Annotated in this window: 25 protein-coding genes and 1 pseudogene; 11 read left to right on the top strand and 15 right to left on the bottom strand. The window is 62.4% G+C overall.

Annotated elements, in window-relative coordinates:
• Positions 1 to 234: 234 nt before the first annotated feature.
• The 4 genes from AC1D2O_RS19675 to AC1D2O_RS19660 all read right to left on the bottom strand — a co-directional run bounded on the left by AC1D2O_RS19675 (position 235) and on the right by AC1D2O_RS19660 (position 4443).
• Positions 235 to 1080, bottom strand: a complete 846-nt coding sequence (locus AC1D2O_RS19675) for an HpcH/HpaI aldolase/citrate lyase family protein (RefSeq protein WP_477650169.1) — start codon at positions 1078 to 1080, stop codon at positions 235 to 237.
• A gap of 72 nt (positions 1081 to 1152) precedes the next feature.
• Positions 1153 to 2172, bottom strand: a complete 1020-nt coding sequence (locus AC1D2O_RS19670) for an ABC transporter substrate-binding protein (protein ID WP_477650168.1) — start codon at positions 2170 to 2172, stop codon at positions 1153 to 1155.
• Positions 2173 to 2394: 222 nt separating this feature from the next.
• Positions 2395 to 3300, bottom strand: coding sequence for a LysR family transcriptional regulator (locus tag AC1D2O_RS19665; protein WP_477650167.1), 906 nt, complete (start codon positions 3298 to 3300; stop codon positions 2395 to 2397).
• Positions 3301 to 3462: 162 nt separating this feature from the next.
• Positions 3463 to 4443 carry a Bug family tripartite tricarboxylate transporter substrate binding protein gene (locus AC1D2O_RS19660; RefSeq protein WP_478157768.1) on the bottom strand — a complete coding sequence of 327 codons (981 nt, stop codon included), beginning with the start codon at positions 4441 to 4443 and terminating at the stop codon, positions 3463 to 3465.
• 656 nt (positions 4444 to 5099) lie between these two features.
• On the opposite strand from AC1D2O_RS19660, the gene AC1D2O_RS19655 reads away from it, so the two are divergent.
• Positions 5100 to 5855 carry an aspartate/glutamate racemase family protein gene (locus AC1D2O_RS19655; RefSeq protein ID WP_477650808.1) on the top strand — a complete coding sequence of 252 codons (756 nt, stop codon included), beginning with the start codon at positions 5100 to 5102 and terminating at the stop codon, positions 5853 to 5855.
• Positions 5856 to 5945: 90 nt separating this feature from the next.
• The gene (locus tag AC1D2O_RS19650) at positions 5946 to 6350 is read left to right on the top strand and encodes a carboxymuconolactone decarboxylase family protein (RefSeq protein ID WP_478157767.1); all 405 of its coding nucleotides are present in this window, start codon (positions 5946 to 5948) and stop codon (positions 6348 to 6350) included.
• A gap of 226 nt (positions 6351 to 6576) precedes the next feature.
• Here AC1D2O_RS19650 and AC1D2O_RS19645 read toward each other — a convergent pair.
• Positions 6577 to 6888, bottom strand: a pseudogene (locus AC1D2O_RS19645) (TRAP transporter large permease subunit); the annotation flags it as partial.
• Here AC1D2O_RS19645 and AC1D2O_RS19640 point away from each other — a divergent pair.
• Together AC1D2O_RS19640 and AC1D2O_RS19635 are read left to right on the top strand one after the other, a co-directional pair.
• Positions 6882 to 7412 (top strand): NAD(P)-binding domain-containing protein, encoded by a 531-nt coding sequence (locus AC1D2O_RS19640; protein WP_477650200.1) that lies wholly within the window; start codon positions 6882 to 6884, stop codon positions 7410 to 7412. The pseudogene AC1D2O_RS19645 and the gene AC1D2O_RS19640 overlap by 7 nt on opposite strands.
• Complete coding sequence (locus AC1D2O_RS19635) at positions 7348 to 7509, top strand: hypothetical protein (RefSeq protein WP_477650199.1); 162 nt, start codon at positions 7348 to 7350, stop codon at positions 7507 to 7509. The genes AC1D2O_RS19640 and AC1D2O_RS19635 overlap by 65 nt, the downstream gene beginning before the upstream one ends.
• Positions 7510 to 7697: 188 nt before the next feature.
• Here AC1D2O_RS19635 and AC1D2O_RS19630 read toward each other — a convergent pair whose 3' ends face one another.
• The 10 genes from AC1D2O_RS19630 to AC1D2O_RS19585 form a co-directional block, all read right to left on the bottom strand.
• Positions 7698 to 8606 (bottom strand): LysR family transcriptional regulator, encoded by a 909-nt coding sequence (locus tag AC1D2O_RS19630; RefSeq protein ID WP_478157766.1) that lies wholly within the window; start codon positions 8604 to 8606, stop codon positions 7698 to 7700.
• Positions 8607 to 8653: 47 nt separating this feature from the next.
• Positions 8654 to 10129: an NAD-dependent succinate-semialdehyde dehydrogenase gene (locus AC1D2O_RS19625; RefSeq protein ID WP_478157765.1), complete on the bottom strand. Its 1476-nt coding sequence runs from the start codon at positions 10127 to 10129 to the stop codon at positions 8654 to 8656.
• Positions 10130 to 10140: 11 nt separating this feature from the next.
• Positions 10141 to 11178, bottom strand: coding sequence for an ornithine cyclodeaminase family protein (locus AC1D2O_RS19620; RefSeq protein ID WP_478157764.1), 1038 nt, complete (start codon positions 11176 to 11178; stop codon positions 10141 to 10143).
• Complete coding sequence (locus AC1D2O_RS19615; protein WP_477650195.1) at positions 11175 to 12122, bottom strand: Bug family tripartite tricarboxylate transporter substrate binding protein; 948 nt, start codon at positions 12120 to 12122, stop codon at positions 11175 to 11177. The genes AC1D2O_RS19620 and AC1D2O_RS19615 overlap by 4 nt, the downstream gene beginning before the upstream one ends.
• 11 nt (positions 12123 to 12133) lie before the next feature.
• The gene (locus AC1D2O_RS19610; RefSeq protein ID WP_478157763.1) at positions 12134 to 13153 is read right to left on the bottom strand and encodes a dihydrodipicolinate synthase family protein; all 1020 of its coding nucleotides are present in this window, start codon (positions 13151 to 13153) and stop codon (positions 12134 to 12136) included.
• A 137-nt stretch (positions 13154 to 13290) separates the two neighbouring features.
• Entirely contained in the window at positions 13291 to 14205 is a 915-nt protein-coding gene (locus tag AC1D2O_RS19605) for a LysR family transcriptional regulator (RefSeq protein ID WP_477650764.1), read from the bottom strand.
• A 79-nt stretch (positions 14206 to 14284) separates the two neighbouring features.
• Entirely contained in the window at positions 14285 to 15397 is a 1113-nt protein-coding gene (locus tag AC1D2O_RS19600; protein WP_478157762.1) for an FAD-dependent oxidoreductase, read from the bottom strand.
• A gap of 14 nt (positions 15398 to 15411) precedes the next feature.
• Positions 15412 to 16593 carry an MFS transporter gene (locus tag AC1D2O_RS19595; protein ID WP_477650738.1) on the bottom strand — a complete coding sequence of 394 codons (1182 nt, stop codon included), beginning with the start codon at positions 16591 to 16593 and terminating at the stop codon, positions 15412 to 15414.
• An 11-nt stretch (positions 16594 to 16604) separates the two neighbouring features.
• Complete coding sequence (locus AC1D2O_RS19590) at positions 16605 to 16967, bottom strand: Rieske (2Fe-2S) protein (RefSeq protein ID WP_477650740.1); 363 nt, start codon at positions 16965 to 16967, stop codon at positions 16605 to 16607.
• An 8-nt stretch (positions 16968 to 16975) separates the two neighbouring features.
• Complete coding sequence (locus AC1D2O_RS19585) at positions 16976 to 17923, bottom strand: VOC family protein (protein WP_478157761.1); 948 nt, start codon at positions 17921 to 17923, stop codon at positions 16976 to 16978.
• 283 nt (positions 17924 to 18206) lie between these two features.
• Between AC1D2O_RS19585 and AC1D2O_RS19580 the strand changes: the two genes are divergently transcribed.
• The 7 genes from AC1D2O_RS19580 to AC1D2O_RS19550 all read left to right on the top strand — a co-directional run bounded on the left by AC1D2O_RS19580 (position 18207) and on the right by AC1D2O_RS19550 (position 26187).
• The gene (locus tag AC1D2O_RS19580; RefSeq protein WP_478157760.1) at positions 18207 to 19187 is read left to right on the top strand and encodes a Bug family tripartite tricarboxylate transporter substrate binding protein; all 981 of its coding nucleotides are present in this window, start codon (positions 18207 to 18209) and stop codon (positions 19185 to 19187) included.
• A gap of 21 nt (positions 19188 to 19208) precedes the next feature.
• The gene (locus AC1D2O_RS19575) at positions 19209 to 20057 is read left to right on the top strand and encodes an ABC transporter substrate-binding protein (RefSeq protein WP_478157759.1); all 849 of its coding nucleotides are present in this window, start codon (positions 19209 to 19211) and stop codon (positions 20055 to 20057) included.
• Between the two features lie 35 nt (positions 20058 to 20092).
• Positions 20093 to 21067: a LysR family transcriptional regulator gene (locus tag AC1D2O_RS19570; protein WP_478091916.1), complete on the top strand. Its 975-nt coding sequence runs from the start codon at positions 20093 to 20095 to the stop codon at positions 21065 to 21067.
• 106 nt (positions 21068 to 21173) lie between these two features.
• Entirely contained in the window at positions 21174 to 22880 is a 1707-nt protein-coding gene (locus tag AC1D2O_RS19565) for a GMC family oxidoreductase (RefSeq protein WP_478091914.1), read from the top strand.
• A 31-nt stretch (positions 22881 to 22911) separates the two neighbouring features.
• On the top strand, positions 22912 to 23913 hold the full coding sequence (locus tag AC1D2O_RS19560) for a Bug family tripartite tricarboxylate transporter substrate binding protein (RefSeq protein WP_478157758.1): 1002 nt from the start codon (positions 22912 to 22914) through the stop codon (positions 23911 to 23913).
• An 18-nt stretch (positions 23914 to 23931) separates the two neighbouring features.
• A complete protein-coding gene (locus AC1D2O_RS19555; RefSeq protein WP_478091910.1) occupies positions 23932 to 25089 on the top strand; it encodes an alpha/beta hydrolase family protein in 1158 nt (385 codons plus the stop codon).
• Between the two features lie 54 nt (positions 25090 to 25143).
• A complete protein-coding gene (locus tag AC1D2O_RS19550) occupies positions 25144 to 26187 on the top strand; it encodes a Bug family tripartite tricarboxylate transporter substrate binding protein (RefSeq protein ID WP_478157757.1) in 1044 nt (347 codons plus the stop codon).
• The last annotated feature ends 222 nt before the right edge of the window (positions 26188 to 26409 follow it).

Genomic DNA, 26409 nt, shown 5'->3' with positions numbered 1-26409 from the left:
GCAACTTGCCCACGTGCAGCGCAGCACTGACGCCCGCAAACCACACGACCCATGCCGGGCCCAGGCGCGATTGCGAAGCCGTCATCCCGGATGCGCCGCAACCCGGTGTCCGACGCGAATCGGTCCGGCCGCACACCGCCAGACGGACAATGGAACGAGAGGGCGAAGGCGAACCGGGAGCATGCTTCGCAGTCAATCGATCTTCACGACGTGCCTGATACCGCAGAAGAACGATCAGCCTCTTGCCGCCCGCGACAGCAGTTGGCGAGCCTGCGCAACGACGGGCGCATCGATCATGCGGCCGTCCAATTGCACCGCCGCACCTCCGCTGCGTCGATCCTCTTCAACGACACGCCGCGCCCGCTCCAGCTCATCCGGCTTCGGAGCCAAGGTCTCATGAACGGCATCGATCTGAGCCGGATGAATGCACAACTTGGCACCAAAGCCAAACTGAATTGCGCGCAGGGTATCCAGCCGCAGTCGCTCGCGGTCAGCCACGTCCACAGTCACTCCATCCACTGGAGCGGTCAACCCGAACCGGCGGGTCGCCACGACCGTTGCGAACCGCAGCGGGGCGAGCTGCGATTCCTGAGCATCACACTGCATGCCGAGGTCGACCATGAAATCGATGGTGCCCAGCACCAGGCGCACGACACCGGGGGCACCCGCAACTTCGTCCAAGGCCGCATAGCCATCAGCCGACTCGATCAGCGGAAGAAGCGGACAGTCGGGTAGCCGGTCATGTGCGGCCGCCAGTTGAGCTGCACTGTCCGACTTGGGGACCATGACCGCGACGGCCTTGGCACCCGAGGCGAGCCAGTCCAGGTCATCCCGTCCCCATGCTCCGCTCAAGGGATTGATGCGAACGACCACCGCTCTGGTGCCCGACGGAGCAGACAGGGCAGCTTTGATCGCCGCTCGCGCCGCTACCTTCTCTTGCGGGGGAACACTGTCTTCGAGATCGAAGACGACAGCATCTGCAGTACTCGCCATCGCCTTGGCGAAGCGATCCGGCCGGTTCCCCGGGACAAAAAGGAAGGTCCGCGCCTCGCGGATGGATGTCAGAAGTTGGAAAGTCATGGTTGGTACACGCTGAGCCACTCAGCAGCGAAGGGGCAATGGGTTGAACAGTGGGGCAACGGCAGTTTCGAATCAAATGAGAAGTCGACCACCAGCACCCAACACGCCGACTTCAACGAATGATCCACCAGTTCGATTGCCGGGACCATAGGCAATCCGGAAGCCCCCCAAGTCAAGAATCGTCAGCGACTCCAGGCCAGCCAACAGACTGCGTCGAGTCGGGGATGCCCCCGCTCGTCTGATGCCCTCGATGGCAACGCGAGCCGAGATGTAACCTTCCAATGAGAAGACGGACAGCCCTGTCGTCCCGGCAGCTTGCATGTCCGCCTGATAGCGCCGCACCAACTCGTACTTCAGCGACGATGGCGCTGGCACGGCGAGACTGAACCCGGTACCCCGCCCCTGCTCGCCCAACGATGCGATGTTCGCGTCGCTCGCGCCGATGGACAGGCCGTAGATGGTGGCGGCAACGCCGCGAGACCGCAGCGCCTTCACGAAAGGTGGCAGCATGGCCGCCAGGAGCAACTGTGGGCGAGCGGCCGCCGCCTTGTCCACCGCATCCTGAATTTCGGCACTGGTGAAGGCGGGCGTGGTGGCAAGGACCGCCGGGGTCAGCTGCAACGCGCTCATCGTCTTGCTGAATGCGGACAACAGCTCCTTGCCGAAGGCGTCGCTGGAGCGCACGAGGCCAATCGATTTCAGGCCAAGCCCTGCGCCGTGACGCACCAGCCGGTCGACCTCGTCGTCGTAGCTGGCACGAACCCAGAACACGCTGGGCGCGGCCTTCTTCCGTAGCGTCGAAGCGCCGGAGATGGGCCCGATGATCGGCAGCGCCGGGGCGGCATCGTTCGCCGCATTGGTGTGTGCCGTACCTGCCAGGCTGACAACACCCAGGCACGAGGGATCGGACTCGACCTGGAGCGTCAATGCCTTGGTTCGCTCAACACTGAATTGATGGTCCAGCGGGGTGTAGTCGATGGCGGTGCCGAACAAGCCGCCGCTCTTGTTAAAGGCTCGGACACACGCGTTGATGCCTTGACTGATCGCGTTTCCGCTGTCCTTCTCGACACCGGAGAGGTCCGTCATGCTCACCAATCGGATGGCACGGCTTTGAGCCAGCAATGGAACAGGGACCCAACCCAGCGCAGCGGCTCGCGTCGCATGGGAGATGAATGTTCGGCGTGTCCTCAACTCTGTCTCCTTCTATGTATGCTCGCGTACTGCGGTGATACGTTGCCTCCGAACACCTAGCCGGTGTTCAGCATGTAGATGAACCGATGGACTGCACTCCCCACGTGTGACGCACAGCAGCCTCTACTCCATCCACTTCCGCGCAAACTCGTGACGCGAGAATTGATCGGCAAGATAGTCGGCAAACAATCTAATCTTGGCCGGTTGATGGCGTCGCGTGTGAAAAGCCAAGTTCACATTCACATGCGGGAGGGACCACTCTTTGAGGACAGGCACCAGGCGCCCGGCCTGGATATCGTCGTAGATGGTGAACATGGGCTGCACCACGATGCCTTCGCCGGCCAGCGCCGCGGAGCAAAGCACCCTCCCCTCGGTGGACATCAACGCCGGCTTGACCTTCACGGACTCGGTCGAATTTTCCTTCGAAAAAACGAGTGGTTGGCACTCCTTCGAAGCGCAGTACATCAGAACGCAATGAGACTTGAGCTCCGAGGGAGTCGCCGGAACACCGCGCTCGGCGATGTACGCGGGTGAGGCCGCCGGAATGTAGCGCGCCTGCGCCAGCTTTCGGATGGTGATGCCCGAATCGGGCTCGAACTCTCTGGCCCGTATGGAAAGGTCGATACCCGGGTCGAGGGCGTTCTCGTAGTGATTCGCTGCCAGGATGCGCACCGTGAGATCCGGATAGAGCCGTTGAAACTCTGGAAGCAAGGGAGCGATGTGCATCATCGCAAACGAAGGAGACGCGGTGAGTGTGAGTTGCCCGGATGGATGGGTGCTGTATTGATCGACCATCGCATCGATATCGGCAAGGTCTTCGAGCAGCTTCGCGCAACGCTCGTAGTACGCCTGCCCCGCCTCCGTCAACCACAAGCGCCGAGTGGTTCGCTCCAGCAATCGGACTCCCAAACGCTCCTCGTGTGCATGCAGCGCACGACTGGCAACGGAATCAGAAAGCCCCAGCACCGCCGCAGCGCGCGTGATGCTGCCGAGTTCCGCGATTCGGACAAACAGGTCGATTTGCGTCAAGCGATCCAACGATGGCCCCTCAAGCATGCGGACAACAGAGAAATGAAGAGACGCTCGCCCAGTGAAGCGCCTTCAACATCATTGATTACGCTACGCACGAAGCCGGACTCAATCTGGCGAATTCACCGTGCTGGGTCGCCCCCACTGTGCGAGAAGCTCAAGTCAGTCGTTGGGCTTGAGGTTGAAGTCGCGATAGACTTTTTGCGCAGCCTCCAGCTGTACCTTCATAGCCTTGTTGGTCGCATCGACCGATGTGCCGAGCGTCTCAATGCTTTGCTCGGTCAACACCTTCTGGACCTTGGGATCGCGGCCAGCAGCAACAAAAGCAGCATTCAGCTTCCGAACAATCTCGGGAGGAGTCGCGACCGGCGCATAGACACCGAACTCCGACTTGACACCGAGGTCAACACCGAGCTCCGACCCAGACGGGATGTTCGGCAACTCAGGCGCTCTCCGAGACCCCGTGATCACAACGGGTTTGATCTTCCCTTCCTTGATATAAGGGAGAACCTGGCCCAGTGCAAAGTAGCCGAGCTCGGTTTCCCCTGCAAGCACAGCCTGCAATACGTTTGCCGACCCCCTGTAGGGAACCATCAGCATTTCAGCTTTGAGCCGCTGGTTGAACAACTCAAGGTACAGCTGAGAAATGGTGCCAGCACCCCATGAAGCGTAGCTGAGCTTGCCAGGGTTCGCCTTTGCATAGGCGATCATCTCCTTAAAGTCTTCGAACGGTGCACTGGCACGCGCAAAGATGCCTGCGAACGGCGCTGCCATCGTGGTAATGCCAACCAAGTCCCTCGTCGGGACATATGGCATCTTCGTGAACGCAGATGGTCCAACGGAAAGGGCGTCCGAATTGACGATGCACAACGTGTACCCGTCGGGCTGCGACCTCGCACAGTCTTGCATTCCGATAAAGGTATTTCCACCTGCTTTGTTGTCAATCACCAGTGTTTGGCCGACGCTTCTTGAGACTGCCTCAGCGTATGTTCGTGCGACAAGATCAAGGGTTCCTCCGGCGGAGTAAGGAACAATAACCCTGATAATTTTGGCAGGGTACGCTTGTTGACTATGAACCGCACCAACGCCGGCCGCCACAAACAAAAGCAATGCGGCTTGAAGGAATCGCCCAATTCGAAACATGTATGTCTCCTATTTGTTTCCGCCGCGTCTCAAATTAACAGGCGCGGAACACGTGATACTTCGGCTCAAATAAATCTGAATACGATGCTTGGAAAGTGCCGCCGAAGAGTCAGGCACCACTTACGCATTCCCCTGACGATGCAAAGGTAGTGAAGTGTGACAGCAGGCTCTGACGACTCCAAGGGTGAAGAGTATCCTAGGATAAAATGGCTCACCCCGATGTTTGTGAAGCAGTCCAAGTTCGGACTGATCACGATAAACTCATTGGTGATTTCGCTCAAGGCATCTAGATTGAGATGCCCCCGTTGGGTGGGATGATTTAGATGACATCGAGCTTGATGTACCCCTGAGATTGGCTTGCCGACGCCCCTCCCATGCTGCGGTTGCCCAACACCCGGAAACGTCGACGGCTTGCACACTGCAATACAGCAGCGTCGCTGAGTGCTTCTCGCCATCAGTGGCACTCGCGCCGTGCAGGCGATAAACCTCGACCAACGCTTGCGACTTTGATTCCTTCGTATGGCGAAGCAGTGATTTGCCAACTCGGAATTAGTCTTTCGACCTTCTTTGATTAGCATCCAATAGTTCAACTTGGCACTTTGTCCGCACGGGATGGCATCTCGCCTCGTCATCGATTCACATAGCATGAGGTGAGTATGCGCATATGGCACCAGTCAGCTGTCGAACTTGATTCATTGCCACAGTACGCTGAATCGCTCTCGCGTCGCTATGCCGCCGTAGTGTCCCCGGACACCGAAGTTGTCCTGCACGGCGTCCCCTCTGGAACCTACGGATCGTCGTCCCCAGCCCATGCCCTGGCCCATCCTGCAGAACGACAACGTGTCGCAACCCTGGTTCTCGAGCAGGTCCGCCAAGCCGAGCGGCAGGGGTTTGACGCGGTGATGATCGCGTCTTTTGCCGAGCCCGCACTACGCGAAGCGCGCGCGTCCCTTGGGATTCCGGTGACGTCGATGGCGGAGAGCTCCTACCTCGCGAGCTTCTCGGCCGCGTGCCAGATTGGCGTCGTCACGATCTCGCAGGCGGGTATGCGCATGCTGCAAGAGGGCATTGCCCGGCACAGGCTGGAGCCTCGTGTCTCTCCTGTCCTGAGCCTAGACCCCGAGGTGGATGAGTTCGATCTGCAGCGAGCATTCACCCAGCCGGAAAAGATGCGTTCGGCTTTCGAGACCTGCTGCCGGAAAGCGATCGCGGCGGGTGCCGATGTCCTCATTCCCGGTGAAGGCGTCCTCAATGAGCTGGCTGTACACCTTGGGATCCGCGCAGTGGACTCCGTCGCCATACTGGACGCCGTCGCCGCCACGGCCATGCATACCGAAATGCTGGTTCGAGCCTACCGAGGCGCCGGTCTTCGCACGGGTCGGCGCTGGGGGGCTGCGGCGAATCCCACTTGAACGGCCTTTACCTTCAGCTTCGCCAACTCCAGACAGTCACCGCCCACGCCAATTTCGCGTCCTCAGACGCCCATCCCTCAGGAGCCCACCATGACGCGACCGTACGCCCCCAAGAATCAGTCACTCTTCGACGAAGGCCTGGCGACTCGCCGCGCAGTGCTCGGCGCGCAATACGTCGATGCGGCCATCGCGAACGCAACCGACATCAACATCGATATGCAGGAGTTGGTCACCCAGTACTGCTGGGGCGATATCTGGAACCGCCCAGGGCTTGATCGTCGCACGAGATCCTTCTTGAATCTGGCCATGCTGACAGCTCTCAACCGACCTCATGAACTCAAGTTGCATGTCCGTGGCGCGATCAACAACGGCCTCTCCAAAGACGAGATCAAGGAAGTCTTCCTGCAATGCGCCATTTACGCAGGTGTGCCGGCGGCGATCGATGCGTTCCGATCCGCATCTGAAGTCTTCAAGGAACTGGATATTCCTGTCTAGACCCTACAAGACCAGGGGAAGCGGCTTGATCGAGCTTCCTTACTGACAACAACTCCTCATCCGAGACCAACTGAGACAACCATGATTCGACACATCGTGATGTGGAATGTTCGCGGTGACACCGCGAGCGAAAAGCAGCACTCCATTGGAATGGTTCGCGAGAAGTTCCACAGTTTGCGTGGACGCATACCTGGGCTGGCACGGCTGGAAAGCGGTGTAGACGCGAGGCGCGGGCAATGCCGGTCATCTCGTCGATGAGCAGACCCAGCAGCACGAACAGCGGAACGGCAAGCAGGATCAGGTGGCTCATGCCTTCGTCCATGAGGCCGACGACGACGACCGTCGGCGTCGTGGTGGTCAGCGCGATATAGCCGAAGGTCGCCAGTCCGAACGAGAACGCGATCGGCACGCCAAGCAGGACCAGTGCGCCAACACCGACCACGAAGAAGAGCAGCAAGTTCCAGTTGCCGAACTTCGTGAACAGCGGGCCTGCCAGCGCCATCCCTCCGATGACGAGGGCGACGAGGGCCAATGCCAGGAACGCGTCCTTCAGCCTTGCAGCAGACCGAGGCAGTGCTCTTCGGTGACGGTGGATTGGTCGGACGCCTCCCGGCGGGTGCCGTGTTCATCGCTTGCAGCACCATGGATCCGGACTATGTGCGCTCGCTCGAAGGCCGGGCTGGCGCAGCATTCCATTGCATTGGTCGATGCACCGGTCACGGGCGTGCGGTCGGCGCAGAGCGCGGGACGTTGACCATCATGGGTTCGGGGACGCGCGAGGCCTTCGATGTGGCGCTTCCGCTGCTGCAGACCTTTGGCGCCCGCGTGCACTACCTCGGCCCAGCCGGCTCCGGTGCGCAGATGAAGGTCCTCAGCCAACTGCGGTGCGGTGTCCTTCTGGCTGCTGCGGGCGAAGCGCTGGCGCTCGCAAGGCGCCAGGGCCTGCCGCTCGACCTGACGCTGGAGATACTCTGCAGCGGGGCGGGCAGGCTCCTGGATGCTGGCCGACCGGGGGCCGCGGATGATCGCGGGTCAGTTCGACAACGTCACGTCGGCGGTTGACATCTTCGTGAAGGACATGTCGCTGGTGCTCGATGCAACCCGTGAGGCGCAATTTCCGGCGGCACTCGCGCATGCCGCCTATCTCGCCTTCCTCTGAACCTCAGCACGCGGACTGGGGGCACAGGACGATGCCGCCGTGACGACGCACTATGAATTCATCGCCCAATCGCCATAGACCGCCGCGCGCACAAACTCGCGGAACACTGGCCACGCCGGCTCGGTATGCATCTGTCTCGGCGCCCGGAATAAGTGCGCCATTGTTTGGATCCGCTGCCGGAGAGGGCTCTAGCCTAACAACTGAGGATTACCACCGGAAGAACCCATCGATTCCGTCAAGAAGTCGAGCATGGCGCGCATCACCGCGCTATTGTGACGACGCTGCGAATATGCGGCGTAAAGCCAGTTATCGTGACGCATGTGCTCGCGCAGAACTGGTACCAATGCTCCGCGCTCCAGGTGCGATTGCGCGAGCGGTTCTGGGACGTAGGCCACGCCCGCTCCTCGCAATGCCAGTTCGATTAGCGCTAGCGGGTCGTTGCTTTCCATGCGGCTGTGTACTACGACTCCATACTGCCGGCCCTCAGTCTCGAAGGGCAACTCAGCCGAGGATGTGGCGGAGAAGGTCAGCACATCGTGTCGCGCCAAGCCATCGGGCTTCAAAGGAATGCCGCGTTTGGCCCAATAACTAGGTGAAGCGCAGACCACCATGTTGAACTGCACCAGCCGCCGCACAATGAGGTTTACGTCATCTATGCGTCCGCCGGTGAGGTGTATGTCGATGCCCTGCTCGACCAAGTCGATATTCTCGTTGGTGAACTGTAGGCTCACGTAGGCCTCGGGGTAGCGCTGCATGAACCCAGCAATCACATCGGACAGCCATCCGGCGATCATGCCATGCGGCGCGCTCATGCGCAGGCGCCCGCGCGGGCTCGCACCATGGGCCTGCAGATCGCTCAGTGTGCTCTCCGCAAGATCAACCAGCTGCGCACTGCGCTCCAAAAGCACTTCACCGGCATCCGTCAGGCTCAGCGAACGTGTCGACCGATTGAGCAAGCGCACCCCGGTGCGCTCCTCAAGTTCGACCACGTAGCGACTGACGGTTGCCTTCGAAAGGCCGAGCGACGTCGCCGCCCGGGAGAAGCTGCGCCGAAGGGCTACCTCGCGAAAAGTCTTTATGAGATTGAGGCCGTCCATAGGTCGGGGGGCATTGTCGCTCCCCGAGGGCTGGTTTTAGTCCGGGTTCAGCTGAACATCGGCGCGAGGCCATCCCAGCACAGATACTTGACCTCGAGGAATTCCTCGATGCCGTGGTGGGAACCCTCGCGCCCCAAACCGCTCTGCTTGACTCCGCCGAAGGGCGCCACTTCGTTCGAGATCAATCCGCAGTTTATACCGATCATCCCGGACTCGATCGCGGCCGAAGCGCGCCAAATACGGGCTGCGTCACGACTATAGAGATAGGCGGCGAGCCCGAACTCGGTCGCGTTGGCAATCTCGAACGCTTCCTCGTCACTCTCGAAGCGAAACAGTGGGGCGAGAGGTCCGAAGGTTTCTTCGCTAGCCAGCGCCATCTTAGAAGTGGCACCGCCAACGACTGTCGGCTCGAAGAACCGGCCGCCCAAGGAATGGCGCTTACCACCATGCAGCACTGTCGCACCTTGCGCAACGGCGTCCGCGATGTGTTCCTCCACTTTCTGCACTGCCGCATCGTCAATTAACGGACCAAGCTGCACATCGGACTCGAGCCCATTGCCCACGCGCAACTTCCCGACACGTTCGACCAGTTTGGCCGCGAACGCCTCGTACGCGCCGGCCTGGACGAGCACCCTGTTGGCACTAATGCACGCCTGTCCGGTGTTGCGGAACTTGGCTGCAACAACGCCGTCTGCTGCAGCGTCGAGGTCAGCGTCGTCAAAGATGATGAACGGTGCGTTCCCGCCCAACTCCATCGAGCATTTCTTGATTGTTCCAGCCGCTTGCGCGAGCAAGACTCGCCCGACCTCGGTCGAACCGGTGAACGTAATCTTGCGCACGAGTGGATGCGACGTGAGCTGATTTCCGATGTCGCGTGTGTCGTTACCTGTGAGCACATTGAATACTCCGGCGGGGACACCGGCACGCCGGGCCAATTCCGCCAACGCCAAGGCGGTTAGGGGCGTCTGGCTCGCGGGCTTGACGACCATGGTGCAGCCTGCGGCCAGCGCGGGACCCGCCTTGCGCGTGATCATCGCCGCGGGAAAGTTCCAGGGCGTAATGGCCGCACAGACGCCGATCGGCTCCTTCAATGCAATGATGCGCTGGGTGTCCTTGGGCGCAGGGATCACATCTCCGCGCACCCTCTTGGCTTCCTCGGAGAACCACTGCAGGAACGACGCCGCGTACTGAACCTCGGTCTTGGCTTCGGCGAGCGGCTTGCCTTCTTCCAGCGTGATCAATGTGGCAAGGTCGTCGCCGTGGAGGATCATCAAGTCGTACCAGCGGCGCAGCACTTCGGACCGATGCTTGGCCGTGGTCCGGCGCCAGTCGAGAAAGGCGCGGTGCGCGCCCTCGATGGCCTGCGCTGTTTCCTCCTGCCTCAAGCGAGGCAGTTCGACGAGCGACTCGTTCGTCGCAGGATTGCGCAGGGTGTACTTGCCATGCGGCGTCGCTTCAATCCACTCCCCACCAACGAAAGCGGCGGAGCGGAACAGTTCGGGATCTTTGAGCAGGTTCTTCATGGTTCGCCGCATCAGCCGATGCGCTTGGTTTCGAATCGAATGGGAAGAGGTGTAGCAAGGCCAGCTGAGCGGGCGAGGTCGAGGATCATTCCGGCGACCACCACGTCCTGGAGGCCGGAGCCGACAGACTTGTACATGGCGATTCCGTCCTTGGCCCGCTCTACCTCGCCGGTCATCAACCCATTAAGGCTGATGCACTTGGCATCGGGTTCGACCCCGTCTCGCCGCGCGGCCAACATGTCACCGGATTCCTCTAGGACTTCTTCCACGTTGTCGCACACGATGAGTCCAGCGCGCGCAATGACGCTGCTATCGACTTCTCGCTGATCGGGAAGCGTAGATCCGATGGAGACCACCGTCGCATGGGGCGCCAGCCAGGCACCCTGCAGGATCGGCTTCTCGCCATAGGAACGAGCCGCTGCCAGCACAATATCAGCGCCACCAACGGCCTCCGCCGGAGAGTCGACCGCGCGCGAACGGACACCCAAATCGGCAGTCATGCCGCTGGCGAACGCCTCGCGCTTTTCCGGCGTTGGGCTGAAGACTCGGATCTCGCTCAACGCACGAACCGAGGCAATAGCGAGGGTGTGCATGCGTGCCTCCAGGCCGCTCCCCAGAACTGCGAGACGGGCGGTCCCCTGCGGCGCCAGACGATCAAGAGCGGCGGCGGACGTAGCCGCCGTTCGATACGCTGTGACCAAGTTGCCGTCCACCATCGCGGCAACTGAGCCGGTTGTCGCGTCGAAGAGCACTACGACATACTCAAGCTGGCGGCCGGCCGGCCCGAACGCCATGCCCATCAGCTTGGCGCCGTAGTAGCGGGAACCGGGGGGCACTGCCGTCATGGTTCGCAACGAAGCACGCTCGGCCGTGCCTGCCGCAATGGTGCGACGCGGAACGGCGTGCGCTCCCAAAGGCCGCGCATAGGTTTCCTGCAAGGCGCGTACAGCAGGCAGCCACTGGAAAACGGCGGCTGCAGTTTCGGAAGACACGAACACGGGCGCGCCGGCTTCGGCACTCACGGAGGGATTTACGTCGGATGCTTTCATTCGAATTTCAACTTGGCGTCATGGATGACGCGTTGGTAAAGCTGGGTGTCGTGGCGCACTTGATCTGTCAGCAGGCTGGGCGGTCCCGATCGAGGGACCATGCCGAGTTCGCGAAAGCGCGCCTTCAACCCATCGTTCTGGACTGCGACATTCAGCGCTTTGTTGAGCCGCTCGATCACTTCCTGCGGTGTGCCGAGTGGAGCGAACAGCCCGAGCCAAGAGGCTGTCTCCATCCCTCTCAGCCCCGCTTCTGCCACGGTGGGTACCTCGGGTATGCGAGGGTCGCGCTCCGTGCCGGAGACGGCCAGGATCCTCACCTTCCCCGTCTTGGCGAGTTCGATGGCAGTCGCGTCAAAGGTGAGGTCCACCCGGCCCGAGGCCACTTCGGTCAACGCGCTCGAGGTGGATCGGTAGGGAACATGGACAAGCTGGGTCCCGGTCAAAGATTGGAACAGTTCGCCACCCAGATGTGCCCCGCTGCCGGGACCGGCACTACCGTAGGTCAACTTACCGGGGTTTTTCCGGGCGTAGTCGATGAACTGCTGCAGAGTTTTCACCGGCAGTTCCGAATTCACGACCAGCGCGATCGGATACACGGAAGCAATTCCGACTGGCGCAGCTGCGGTCACGGCGTCGTACTTCACGGAGGAGTCGACCAACGGCAGGATGCCATAGGCGATGTTGGTGAGCAGCAGCGTATTTCCATCCGGCTTCGCCGCCAACACCGCAGACGTTCCGATCCGGGTGCCTCCACCTGGCCGGTTCTCCACGATCACCGATCGTCCCAGAACCTGCCCCAGTTGCTCGCAAATGACCCGGGCCCCGATGTCGGTGATGCCGCCGGCTGCATACGGAACGACCACGCGGAGAACTTCGGCCGCCCCAGCAGACGACAGCAGGAAACAGCCAATACCGCCCAGAAATGCACGTCGTGCAAGTCTCATGGTCTTTCGCCTCAGCAAGGATGGCGCCCGACCATGAACTCGCTGTCGGGGTCAGAAGTCACCGGCAGACCGGACGCTACCAAGCCCTGTCGAAGCGGCTTCAAGAAACGATCTGGGATACGCATGGCCGGCGCTCGCAACGGGCCGCCGTTGAAGCCAGCCAGCCAGTCCTGGTACTTCCACATGGTCCTGTTCAGAACCGAAGTGCCTCCAATGTAGGCCTGCGTGGCCGCACCGTTCGCACTGCGAGCAGGGTTGACCTTCCAGTACAGCTCCATCGCCTTCTCCCATTCGCCCGTCCGGGCCAGTTCGAATGCACGCGGGTAATAGTTGCTCATCCACTGTGTGTTGCTGGTACCGGAGAACTGCATCTTCATCAGGCTCATGAGGGGGATGGCATCACCCTCGATCGGGCAGCTGATGACCACCTCGTCGCGAAAGTGGTGGTACATCTCGCAAATACCGGCAGGCAGCGGGAAGCCCTGCTCGGACTTGATGGCGACGATGTTCGGGCAGTCCTTGAGCAGCCGCCGGACGAACTCCACCGACATGCCCGCCGGATGAATGCGCTCGAACCCCCAGGCCGGCAGCGGGAACAGCATCACGGCCAGTTTGGTTGCGTCGCACAAGCTCTTGGTGTAGTCATACACCTCCTGCTCCGTGGTTGGCCAGAACTGCGCGGGATAGGAAAGCAGGACCATGGTTGCACCGGCATCCTCCGCGAGCTTGACGGCCTGGATGTTTTCCGCGAGCGAGTTGAAAGCCGCATGGAAGAACAGGCCGAAGCCAGGGCCTGCAGTCTCCGCCGCCCAGGCCGTGAACTTGGCGTTCTCCTCCGGCGTGATGGCGACTTCGGCGCACAAGAGTGTGTGCTTGAACCCAAATTCCTTGGCCAGCGCGATGTCATGGCGGATGCCGCGCTCATTCAGTTGCTTGAGATCCGCCGAATAGCTGGGGATGGTGACGGCCGAGCAGCCGACCAGGTTCTCACGGGCCCAGGCCCGTGCATCTGCGCGCTTGTAAGGAAGCATGATAGGTATCGTCTCGCTGTTAGGGATGAATGCCGTGTTCGCGGACGCGCGACACGGGACACAACGAGACTTTAGTTATGCGACCGCCGAGGGACGAGGGGGGGCCCGCGATAGCAGCTATCCGATCTGGCGAAACCTCAGTCGGCGCGGCCTGTTTCTAGGAACTCCGGCGCCATCGACAGCAGCAACCTGTGGATTTCGCGCGTCGCAAGTGTGTGCGGCCGGTGACGTGCCACGGCGAGCACTACGGCCCGCGCAAGCACCGGCTCCACAATCCGCAGTGCGACGAGGCGGCCCCGGTCGTGCGGGGCGATGGATAACGAGGTGATCGCGTATCCCGCGGTAGACGCCGCGATCTCGTGCTGCAAGCGAATCGAGTTCGCCTCAGCAGCAATCCGCAGGGTTTGCCCCAGCTTGCGCGCCAGCAACGCCAACCTCTCGCGCAGCGGATGGGGTTCACCAGGAAGTACCAACGGCAGCCGGGCGACCTCTTCAAATCGAATCTCCTGGCGGGCCGCAAGCGGATCACTGGCGGCAACAACGAGGCAGAGCGCCCCCTCCATCAGAACTGGCTCGTCGGCACTGGTTTCGCCGTCGTCGCGCAGCAGCAAGGACAGGTCCAGGCGCCCTTGGTCCAGCATTTCCTGCAACTGCGAGCTCGATCCCTCCGTCAGGTGCAAGCGCACCTGTGGGAACTGCTTCAGCACGCGCTGGTACAGGGGCCCGGCGATCGACGGGACAGTCGACGGAAGCAGTCCAAGCCGCACGTCACCGACCGGCACGCCTCGGCTGGCGCGAACCTCGTCGGCAAAGCTTTCCGATTCGGCGATTAACCGCTTGATGCGGGGATACAGCTGCTGGCCGAGTTCCGTGAGGACCACCCCTCGCCCGGTCCGGCGGAACAGGCGGGAACCGGCGTCACGCTCAAGTTGTGCAATATGCCGACTGACAACGGACTGCGGGACATCCGCTGTGATGGCCGCGCGGGAGACGGACCCCAGCTCCGCGACTTTGACGAAGTGATGCCAGCCGGCGTCGATGATGGGCTTCATGCCGGCAATTGTCGCCGCCTCCACCTAGCCAGAGCCGCGGGGTTCGGATGTGCGCATCGGCCCTGCCCAAGCGCCGTCGTCACATGGGCTGGCCCAAGTACTGATAGGTCTGCAGCAAAAGTGCAGCGGACCTCTGTGGATTCGGGACCGGTTCCTGCTCATACTTGCAAAGCTGCAGCGACGCGTTCCACACGGTTGAAACACGTTCGTACCGCCTCTCCGTATAGGCAACCAGAGCCTCCTCAAGGTCGGACCTTCCCTGGACGCATTGCGCGAGAACCACGGCATCCTCGATGGCCATCCCACCGCCGGAAGTCATCTGCGGGGTTGGCGAGTGCGCAGAGTCCCCCAATAGCACGATTCGGCCGCGGTGCCACGGTTTCGGCAAAAGCGTGATGTCGTAAGGCCGGACCAAGACCTGTTGGGGCGTGGTGACTTGTGCCAGTGAGTCCTGAATCACCGGAGCAGTAAACCCGGCTAGCCGCTCACGCACGAGGACATCCAGTTGGTCATCGGGCCAATGCAGGTGCTCAGCACTGTTCTCGAGGAAGAACAGATAGCAGGTTTCCTTTGAAGTCGGCAGCGCCCCTACCGCTCGTTTGCCGTCGGGCGAGCGGTAAAGACAGAAGCCATCCACCTCGGGCGGACGCGGCGCATTGAAGCGCCAGACGCTTTGGCCTGCGAACCAAACTCGATGTTCGGGCCCGAAAAATTGTTCCCGCAGCTTCGAGTAAGCGCCGTCTGCGGCGACCACCAAGTCGTACTGGGCTTCGCGACCATCAGAAAACACGACGTCCACATGGCTACCGCGATCGGTCACCGAGTCAGCGGTGAGGCCGCGCTCCATCTTCGCTCCCGCCTCACTGGCCGCGGTCTCCAAGATGCGGGCAAGCTCCGGGCGGCGTATGCCGATGCCGGGGGGAGTTGGGTTCGACATGAGCAGGTTGCCTGCGGCATCGTGCTGCTTGAACACCTCGAACTTCAGGCCACTCTCGAGACAAGGTTCGGCCAGACCGATCTCCGAGAGGGCCCGCATCGTATTGTGAAGCAGGCAAATTCCCGAGCCGACCGTCGACCTGGTCGGCTGGATGTCGATGCAATGCGTGTCTAGGCCTGCTTTGGCAAGGGTATAGGCCGCAGTGGCGCCGCCGATGCCGCTGCCGACAACAAGCACCCGCTGGGTTTTGTTCATGAGGATCTCCTATCTCAGTTATTGATTGATGCAGGGATCGGAGCGCTGGGCGCAACGGGCGCCACGCTGCTTTTCCGAAGCTGCAAGTAGAAGCAGAAGGCAATGGCATCAATGGCCACGGCCGCCCAGCCGATTGCGCCATAGCCGAAGAACTTGACGAGCGTGCCGCCAAGAACGGGACCGATGGCCGAACCGATCATCAGCATCGCGGGCGTCGCCGAAACGGCTCGACCCGACGGATCCAGCCTCGCCAGCACGCCGAATGTGAAGATGTGGGTGAAGATCACCGCGGACACAAAGAAGGCACCCGCCGCTGCATAAAGGGGAAAGGTCGTGCTTGAAACCAGCGCCACTGCCAGGGCCGCCTGCGCCAACGCACCGCCAAGCACGACCTTTCGAGCATCCAGCTTGTGCTGCAGTAGTGCGGCGACCGCGCCCGGTGCAAGGTTCACGACCCCGACGGCAATGAGCACGAGCTGCAGATTGGAAGGCGTAAACCCCCGGTCGGCGCCCATGCGTTCAAGGAAGCTGAACACCATCGCCTGCGTCACATTCATCAGGCCGATACCGATCATCGCGCACCATGCAGCCTTGGGTAGCGCGGCCGGCAGAAGTTCGTGAACGGCCGTGTCGCTGCGAGCAGGCTGCACGTTTGGAAAAGCCACCGCCGTGATCACGCACGCCGCCAGCATGATGCCGCCGAAAATGCCAAAGAGCCCTGCCCCTCCGACCGACGCGATGATCTGAGGTGCGGCTGCCATATAGGCAACGCCGAACACTCCCACCCCTACCTGCATGAAGCCGAACATCCGATGCGGGTTGCGCGTGAGAGCGACCGTGCCGTGCGTGATGCTCAACCCGGCCCCGGTGGCCAACCCGCCCAGCGCATGCAGAACTGCGAGCGTTTCGAACTGGCTAGTGCGCATACAGGCCAGGAACGCCGCTCCCGAAACGGCGTAAGCAACGGGGACCATCCAGCGGCCGCGCAGGCGATTGAAGCGCGGTGCCAGGATCAAGCTCGCTACAACTCCGCCCGCGAGGAACAATGTCGCGAGCGCACCTGCTTGCTGAGGGTCAAAGCCGTAGCGTGCGATGAGCGTGCCTACCCAGACGGGCAGCGCAACGATGTCCACCATTCCAGCGCAATGCGCGGCCATGAGCGCGATTCGAGCGCGGGGTTTATCTGTAGCATTCATATGCGGTCCTCTCAAACACCTTGTCCCGAAATGGCGTGTGGCGAGTCGGTCCACAGCGCCCCATCCTCTTCGCGATGCACCTCGACAGGCGTCAGCGCTTGCCCCATGCATGGCCCCTTCGTGCACACGCCGGATTCGATATCGAACACGGCGCCATGCCCATAGCAAACAATTGAGCTACCGTCGGCGCTCAGGTAAGCATCCTTGCGCCAAGCCAGAGGCGCGCCATCCACATGGGGACAGCTGTCGAGCCATCCCAGCACCCGATTCCCACGGCGGACCACAAACATGGGTCTGCTTGAAGTACCAGCAGAATCGAAGCCGCGCGACGTTCCATCGACGAGCTCTTCGAACCTGCACAGGTACCTCCGCATCCCTTGCCCTAGTGGGACTCGCCGGGTGGTGGCGGGCCACCCGGCGCCCACTTCTCGCGGTGCTGGAACAAGAAGATCTGCGATTCGTCGACCTGCATGGGCGCTTCTCGAGCCACCCAGGTTTCATCGTGTAGGTCCATGTCCGCGTCGTACTCCACGTGACAGCCCACTGGGGCGTTGAAGTACCAGAACCAGTTGGACCCAAACTTGTGGCGCCCCGGGCCCCAGAAGCTCTGGTAGCCCTTGGCGACGAACCTGGAGCCGCTCTGCAGCACTGCGGTCGGACCCGAGAGGTGGAACGTGAAGTGCTCGACGCCCTTCATAAAAGCCGGCGTCTGGATCAGAAAGAGCGTGTGGTGGTCCAGCGTCCCGGCGGGCTGCAGAAAGCTGCCGGCATCGGTGAACCGGTCGGTGCAACGGAAGCCCAGCCGTTCCACGTAGAACTTGGCGGCCTTGGCCTGGTCAGGCACGAAATACACCACGTGCGAGAGTGTCAGGGGCCGGTGCTCGRCATCCGCGTTCGCACCCAGGACATTCGGCGAACGGGCGGGTTTGCTCCCGGGCGAATTCGATGCTTCGCCGGGCGCGTCGATCTTGCCCCGCACCGAAATCTGGAATCCGAGCACGAAGCCCATATCGTCACAGGCTTCGATGGAGCCGTCGTGCAAGTGCTTCACTTCCCGGTCGCGGCCAAGCTCCTCGGCGATGGCGTCCAATGTCTGGCGATCCGCGACGCCGTAGATCGTCTTGCGCAACATAGTTGCAGTCTCCATCGGCGCGGGCAATGAAGCATCGTCCCGGCGCGCGATGACGATGGAAGTGCCGTCGACGGCCTCAAAGCGCCCACCGGAATCACCGACGCCGACCGGCGTCAGTCCGTAGTCCGTGAAGAATTGAATGCAGGCCGGGACGTCATCGACGCCAAACACCAGAGAGTCAGGTCCGAGGATGTTCATCCTTGCTTCCTTTTCGAGAGTTAGAAGTCTGCCTAGCGGTCAGAGTGTTGAACCGCGAACGCAGCGATACTAGACGCATCGTTTCGATATGGATTAGGGATAAACCCTTGTGAAAAACACTTGGTGCCTCAGCTGTATCGCCCTGTTTCCATTGAAGAAGCGACGCCCCCTGATGGCCACGGCATAGGTGGTTTCCCGATAGTTTCAATACGACCCGTCTTGTAATAATCGCGGCCTACCGGGCGCAGATTTGCCAGGACGCTCAAACTTCGGAGACAACCCCATGACGATCTCGAGACGGCAGGTGCTTGGCACTGGCGCCGCGATGCTTATGACAACGCTCGCCGGCCAAGCGAGCGCGCAGGACTACCCTAACAAGCCGGTGCGCATCGTGGTCGCGAACCCGCCCGGGTCGGGCCTAGACGCCGATTCGCGTTTCTGGGCGGCGGGGCTGACATCGTTGCTGGGACAGTCGGTGCTCGTCGACAATCGTCCCGGAGGGGCTACGACCATAGGCACCTCGCTGGTCGCGAAGTCACCCCCTGACGGCTATACCCTGCTCGTGGGCATACCGAGTTCGCTGTGCTACATGTCCGAGCTCTACACGAAGCTTCCATACAACCCCGCCGATTTCGAAGCCATCAGCCAGCTCACCACACTGCGTAGTGTGATCGTCGCCCATCCGAGCCTGCCAGCCAATAATGCAGGCGATCTCGTGAAGTTGGCCAAGGCCAAGCCCGGAAGCATTGCTGCAGGAACGGTTGGAATAGGCACTTTCCAACACTTGCTAGGCGAGTGGTTTGGAGCGATCACGGGAACGACCTATCAGTTCGTCCCCTACAACACGACCAGTCCATACACGGCGCTGCTCGGAGGCGAGACGCAAGTGATGTTCGACGCGCTTGCGGCCTCGATGAGCAACATCCAGGCGGGCAAGTTGAAGGCGTTGGCGGTCACGGGCAAGGGCCGCCATCCTCTGCTTCCGAACGTGCCGACGTTTGAAGAATTGGGTATCCGCGAATACGACGCGTCAACTTGGTTCGGCCTTATGGCTCCCCCGGGAACCCCGAAACCAATTTTGGACAAGCTGGCCACGGCATGCGCCACGTTGGCACGCAAGCCGGAGGTCATCCAGAGGTATCACGACTATGGTGGCGAACCCGTCGGGAGCACGCCGGCGGAGTTCTCTGCCTACATCCGCTCAGAGCGGGCCAAGTGGGTTCCGGTGGTTAAGCGCTCCGGAATCAAGCTTGAGTTGACCTGACAACGAGAACGAGTTCGTCCTATGCCTACGCTACGAGTCCTTTGGTTCGTTCCTCCGCCCGTGGTCGATGTTGCCCATGTGTTGAAGGTCGCGACAGACGTATCGCTTCAAGCGGCGCGCAACCCGTCGTCCGATGCGCAGTTCGAGGCCTTGGCGACCGGCGAGGCGGATGCAGTCGTCACGGCCATAGACAACGTAATGGACTGGAACCTGCGCGAGGGTCCCCAGGACTTTCGCGTTGTGGCGCAACTTGAGCGCACGACCCCCTTGACTATCGTCGGACAGCGAGGTCGCACTTCGCTCGAACATCTGCGTGGCGCCACCATTCTGGTTGATGCGCCGCGCAATGGATTCATTGTGGCCTTGCGCGCCATGCTGGCCGACGCGGGCATTGGTGCTGACAGCTACGCACTGGAACCCGTCGGTGGGGTAAAGGAAAGATACGACGCCATCATCGCAGGGCGTGGCGATGCCACCTTGCTAGGCCCTCCCTTCGACGCAATGGCCGTCGAGGCGGGTCTCACCCGCATCGGGACTGTTCAGCAGTGCTACCCGGCATTTCCGGGTCAGGGCCTCGTCGTGAGCGCGGCTGCGATAGAGCGACTGCGCCCCACACTTTCAGCCTGGTTGCGCAGCCTTGAGAACGCGCGCCAAAGCATGGAGGAAGTGCCTGAGGCTGCACGGCAAGCGCTGACGCTTGCTGGCTTCCTCCCTCCAGCCGTTGACGCCATGCTTGGCAGTACGCCGGCCTCTCTTTTGCCTGACCGGGTCGGCATCGAGCTGCTCATCGAGCAGCGCCGTCGCGCCGGCCTGCCTGGCGCCGCCACTACCTACGAGGGGCTAGTTGAGAGCTCCCTGCTCGGGCGCTGAGGCGCGCGGGTACGCCAGATCGAAGCCGTTTTCCCGTGGCCGATTCATTGCTGGACCTGCGCCTCTTCGTTGCCGTGTACGAGGAACGCTCGTTCACGGCGGCGGCCCGACGCGAGCACGCCACCCAGCCTGGCGTTTCGCAGCATGTGCGCAAGTTGGAGGGGCAGTTGGGCACCCGGCTCTTTCTACGCGGCACCGGCCAGCGCGTGATCCCCACGCCCGCGGCGGACCTGTTCTACACCGGCGCAACCGATGTTCTGCGCGCGCATGCGGCCGCGGTGGGAGCGGTCAAGGGGCGCAGCGGCGGGCTGCAAGGTGAGTTGCGAATCGGCCTCGTCCCGGTGGTAGCCCGATCGCTGCTCGCACCGGTTTATGCGCAGTTCCTCGCCATGCACCCGAACGTCGTCCTGCGAATTTCCGAAGACAACAGCGCGCCCCTCGCTGCGAAGGTCCGGTCGGGCGAACTACACTTGGCAATTGCAGTCGTGGGCGGGGAGGAGGCAGGCGTGCGGAGCGAGCGCCTGTTCTCTTCACCATGCCTTTTGGCCTCGCGCTGGAACGGTCCGTTGCCGCACCTCGCGGGCGTTGACCTGCGCGAGATCTCTCCGCTACGGCTGATCGCTCCGCCACCGCCGAACGCGGCGCGCACGCGCCTATCGCGCTACCTTGCCCGTCAGGGCGTCCGAGGCGAGCAGTGGCTCGACGTCGATTGCTTCTCCGCGACGCTGGGCGTCGTTTCCCGCACCGACTGGATGAGCATCTTGCCAGGCATCGTGCTATTGCCCGGGTTGATGCGCCAGGAATTTACCGCGAGCCTGATCGCACCCGAGGGCTTCGACTTCGAGGTGGCTTGCCTGCAGCCGCTGCGGAGTTCCCTGTCGCCCCAGGCGGAGGCGTTCCTCGAACACATGCTGGCGGAGGCGCAGGTGCAGAACGCGCAACTCTCCTCGCTCATGCCGCTGCCTGAAACGCCATTGGCGTTGCCCTGCGACGCGCATTCGTTTTCATGATCATTGCCGCATCCGAAAATAATTTCGCGCGCGCGCGTTGCGACCCTACAGTCACGCCTCCTTGAACGGAGGTCCCATCTTGCGCCCCAGCTCCAACCAACCAGTTATGTCCGGCCTCGCTTCGGCGCTGCCGCTCGATGGGGAGTTCGACTACATCATCGTCGGGGGCGGAACGGCGGGCTGCACCCTCGCTTCGCGCCTGTCGGAAGACCCGGCGGTGACGGTCTGCCTGCTCGAAGCCGGCGGTCGGGGCGACGCCCTGCGCATTCAGGTGCCGGGCGCCGTCGGCTTCGCGCACATGGCTCCTGACCTCGGATGGAGCTATTCGTCCGTCCCACAGCCTGGCCTGCACGGGCGACGCATCAATCTGGCGCGCGGCCGGGTGCTCGGCGGAACGAGTGCCATCAACGGCATGGTCTACTTCCGCGGACCGGCGACGGACTACGACGAGTGGCGCCGCCTTGGCAACGAGGGCTGGGGGTATGACGAGGTCCTGCCCTACTTCCTGCGCTCCGAGGACAACTTTGACTGGCCCGAGAGCCGCCTGCACCACAAGGGCGGGCCGCTGGCGATCAGTTCGCTCGCGCAGCTCAATCCGCTGGTACCGAGATTCCTGCACGCTGCGGATTCGCTCGGCTATCCGCGATGCAACGACTTCAATGTAGCAGCACCCGAAGGGTTCGGGGCACGCCAACTCACCATCCGAGCCGGCCGCCGCGAGACGGCGTCCACCGCATTCCTCGAGCCGGTGCGTGGTCGCAACAACCTCGCAATCGTGACCGGCGCGTTGACGCACCGGATCGTGTTCGAATCGCGCCGCGCGGTCGGCGTCGAAGCCGAGTCTGGGGGTGCCCTGAAGATCCTGCGCGCACGGCGCGAGGTGGTGCTGTGCGCCGGCGCATACAACACGCCGCAGGTTCTGTTGCGCTCGGGAGTCGGCCCGGGTGAAGAATTGCGGGCGCTGGGCATCGCACCTGTCGCGCACTCCGTCGACGTGGGCAAGCACCTGCGCGACCACGTGTCGGCGTTCGTTCAGGTCAGTAGCCCGGCGACGCTGTCTTATGCGTTGTCGCTGCGCGCGCTGCCGCGCTGCGCGTGGAACTTGCTCGAGTATGCGCTATGGCGCCGCGGCCCCCTGGCCAGCAACTTGTTCGAAGCGGCCGGGTTCGTTCGCAGTCAGGACGGCATTGCCGGTCCGGACGTGCACATCGTCTTGAATGCCTTCCGCCGTCCGCCCGCCGGCCGCATCGTACCTACGGGGCACGGTTGCGCGGTCCTCGCCACCGTGCTCCAGCCATTCAGCGAGGGAAGCGTCGTACTCGGCGGAACGGATCCCCGCGATGCTCCGCTCATTGATCCCGGATTCCTTCAAGACGAGCGCGACCTGCGAACAATCGTTCGGGGCCTCAAGATCGCCCGCAACATCCTGAACTCAGCGGCCTTTTCGGACCTGCAGCACCGGGAGACGGATCCCGGCCACGACGTGCGGACGGATGACGACTGGGCGGAGTATGCAAGGCGCAATGCATTCTCGGTGTACCACCCCGGAGGTTCGTGCCGCATGGGCCCCGACGCGCAGTCGGTCGTCGATACGCAGTTGCGCGTGCGAGGCGTCGAGCGCCTGCGCATCGCGGATGCCTCGATCTATCCGACGCTGATCAGCGGCAACACGAACGCGTCCGTGATGATGATCGCCGAAAAGGCTGCCGACCTCCTTCTCGGCAATGCCACACCGACCCGTATGCCCGCCCGGACAGAAAGCCCGGCCGAGACACACGCGCGCGCACAGCGCAGTTCAGCGATCGCTGCGTGATTCCCAACTATTCGAACCATTGGAGACACCCATGCACAACTCTTCCTCGCGACTGCAGGACCGGCGCAGATTCCTCGTCCAAGCGGCTTCGGCCGCAGCGCTAGGCGCCACCGGGGTCGGCGTAGCCGCAGCTGAATGGCCCTCGAGACCGGTGCGGCTCGTCGTCGTCTTCCCCGCCGGGGGCAGCGTCGACAACTCGGCGCGCATCTTTGCAGACCGCCTGCGTGAGCTTCTGCGCGTGCCAGTGGTGGTGGAGAACCGTCCGGGCGGGTCCACCATCGTAGGCACGCAATCCGTCCTCGCCGCACCGCACGATGGCTACACATTCCTCGTGAGCATTCCCTTGACGATGTATTTGCCGGTGCTCTTGTCAAAGGTGCCTTTCGACCCGCAAGCGGACCTGGTGCCCGTCGGCCCGCTCACCTTCGAGCAACTGGTGCTGGTTGCGAGTGCCAAGTCGGGTATCACCAGCTTTGAAGACATGCGCAAGCGCGTCCAAGCTGACTCCTCCCAATACTCCTTTGCCTCCTACGGGATCGGGACCGACGCGCACCTTCTGGCGGTCCACCTCGCCAAGGAATGGGGGGCGAACCTCTTGCATGTGCCCTACCCAGGAGGCCTGCCCTCCGTCCAGGCCGTTGTCGCCGGCCAGACAACGTTCACTCTGGGACCCGCCGCCATCTGCAAACAGTTCATCGACAACGGAACCTTGGTGCCTCTTGCGGTGCGCGGGCACCCTCGTTCGCCCTTTTACCCGAACGTGCCGACTCTTACCGAACTCGGTGTGGCGGGCTTCCAGAATCCCGTGTGGTGCGGAATGTTCGCCGCCCGTGGAACGCCGCCGGAAGCCGTCACCGCGATGGCGAATGCCTTGCGCGAGTGCGCCACGTCCCCGGCGCTGCAGGCACGGTTGCACCAGGCGTTCAACGTCTCCGCGGCCATGGACCAGAAGCAGTTCGCCCGCCTGGCACGAGACGCCGCGGACATCGACGGCGTCATGTTTCGCGCGGCCGGTATCCGCATGGATGGCTGAAAGAGAAGAGCACCCGAAATGTTCGAGCCTTTTCCCGGCAACTACGTCTGGAACCTGTCTGTCAACCTCGCGCTGATGGCGGGCGGCAACCATGGCGAGTTGGACGAAGCCTGCCGCCCCATACGCGAAGCGGCGGGCCGCAACGAAGACGCCAACAGCGCCCTTCTCTTCGACTCGTGGATCGCGGTCGCCAACAAGGTCATCGCGATGGCGGAACGCGACCTGGCGAAGGGACGCCGCCTCTCGGCCGGCATCAAGCTCCAGCGAGCTTCGGGGTACCTGCTCGCTGCCGAGCGCATGCAAAGCCGTAACTACGAACCGCGGCGCAGGGCCTATGACGAAGGCCTGCGATATTTCCGCCTCGGACTGGAACTACAGCAGGACGACACCGAGTTCGTGGAGATCCCATACGAGGGGCGGCAATTCCCGGCGCTGTTCGTCAAGGCGCCGCGCGAGGTCGACGGACGCCCAAGGCCCTGCGTTGTCTGTTGCAACGGTCTCGATTCGATGAAGGAGCAGGCCTGGCTGGTCGGCTTGGCTCAAGCGTTCGCGCTCCGCGGAATCTCGACTCTGCTCGTGGACCAACCGGGCTCCGGCGAAGCCCTCCGCAGGTTCAAGCTGCCGGGTCGCCATGACTCGGAAGCCTGGGCGACGCCGGCCTACGACTACCTCCTCACACGCAGCGATGTCGACCACGCCCGTATCGGCATGGTCGGTGGCTCGCTTGGCGGCTATTTCGCCCCGCGTGCCGTAGCAATGGATCCGCGCTACAAGCTGTGCGCGGTGTTAGGGGCGAATGGCAACTGGGGCGAGATGCAGAAGCGCCGTCTGGCCCGAGAAGGAGATCGACCCGTGCCTCACTACTGGGAACACGTGATGTGGGCTTTCGGCAAGACGTCGATCGATGAGTTCATGGCATGGGCGCCCAGTATGAATCTCGCCGGCGTTGTCGAGAAGATTCGCGTCCCCTTCCTTATCACCCACGCTGCCGGAGATCGGCAGATTCCCGTCGATTACGCGCGGCAGTCCTACGACGCGGCCACGAACAGCCCCAAGCGGGAACTTTTCATCACGACGAAGGACGACCTCGAAGTGGAGCACTTCGGCGCCGACAACGGAACGGTGGCCCGGGACTACATCGCGGACTGGCTCCGCGAGACGTTCGCAGAGATGTGAAGCCAAGCCTTGCCAAACAACAACCGGCCAATCGCCAGACAGGAGACAGATTCCATGACACCTTCGCCCGATAGCGGAGCGAATCGGCTCCGCACGAGCCCGCGCGACCCGGCGCTTTTTCATTCCCGGCGCTCGATTCTGTTGGCCGCCGCCTGCATGGCTGCAACGGTGGGCCACACGCAGACACGACGGGACGGCACCTATCCGACGCGCCCCATCCACCTGATCGCCCCGATTCCGCCTGGAGGCCCGACGGACTTCGCCGCGCGGGCGCTTGCCAACAGCCTCGCCCGCGAACTCGGGCAACCGATCGTCGTCGAGAACCGCCCTGGCGCGGCCGGAACGCTGGGAACAGCCTTGGTCCAGCAAGCGCCGCCAGATGGCTATTCACTCGTTATGTCGACGCTCTCGACGCAGATCACCGGCCCGCTCCTCGTGCCCAAGCCGCCGTTCGACGGCGTCAAGGACTTCACGGCGATTGGCGGCTTCATGCGCATGACGGTCGTGCTACTGGTGAGCCAAAGTGTTCCCGTGGGCAGCTTCAAGGAGTTCGTGGCGTATGCCCAGCAGCGCCCGGACAAGCTGAACTATGGCACACCGGGTATCGGAAGCGCACCCCATCTCGTGACGGAATTGATCAAGGATCGCACTGGCATTCAGATCACCCACATAGCCTACAAGGGCGGCGCGCCCATGCTGCAGGCACTTGTCAGTGACGAGGTGCAGTTGGCGGTCGGGGACCTGACGACCTCTATGGCCTGGATCAAGGCCGGCAAGGTGAAGCCGCTGGCAGTCCTCTCAGCGCAGAGATCTTCCTTGCTCCCGGTAGTGCCGACGCTTCTTGAAGAAGGCGTGCTCGATGCTCCCGCAGATTTCTGGGTCGGCCTGGCTGGCCCTGCGGGCATGCCGCCCGTTATCACTTCTCAGCTTCACGCGGCGCTGGGAAAAGTTCTCGACCAACCGGACATGCGCGAGTTCTTCGCCAAAAGCGGCGCCGAACCCTCGGCCACCAGCCCGAGAGAACTGCGGGACCTCTGGGCGATGGAACAGCAGCGATGGGCCGACGTCATCCGTACCAAGCACATCCGCGCAGAATGAGTTGTCGTATTGGAGCGAACGTGCCGACCCTGCGTCGACGTGCACTTCCAGGCCCAACCCGGCGCTCCAGACTGGCGCAAATTTTCAACGCGGCCTAGAGGCGACCGCTGCCAGAGTGCGGGGCCGGTCAGGCGGGAAGGTCGAAAACCGGGGCCGCAGCTTTGCCCTTTGCCCCATAGGCGCAGACAGTTCGTCAGCCTTGTATTCGACTTCAAAGGCCAC

It is taken from the genome of Variovorax sp. P1_G12 (assembly GCF_056405555.1).
The sequence above is the reverse complement of the archived record's forward strand: the minus strand, read 5'-3'. Positions and strand labels throughout refer to the sequence as shown.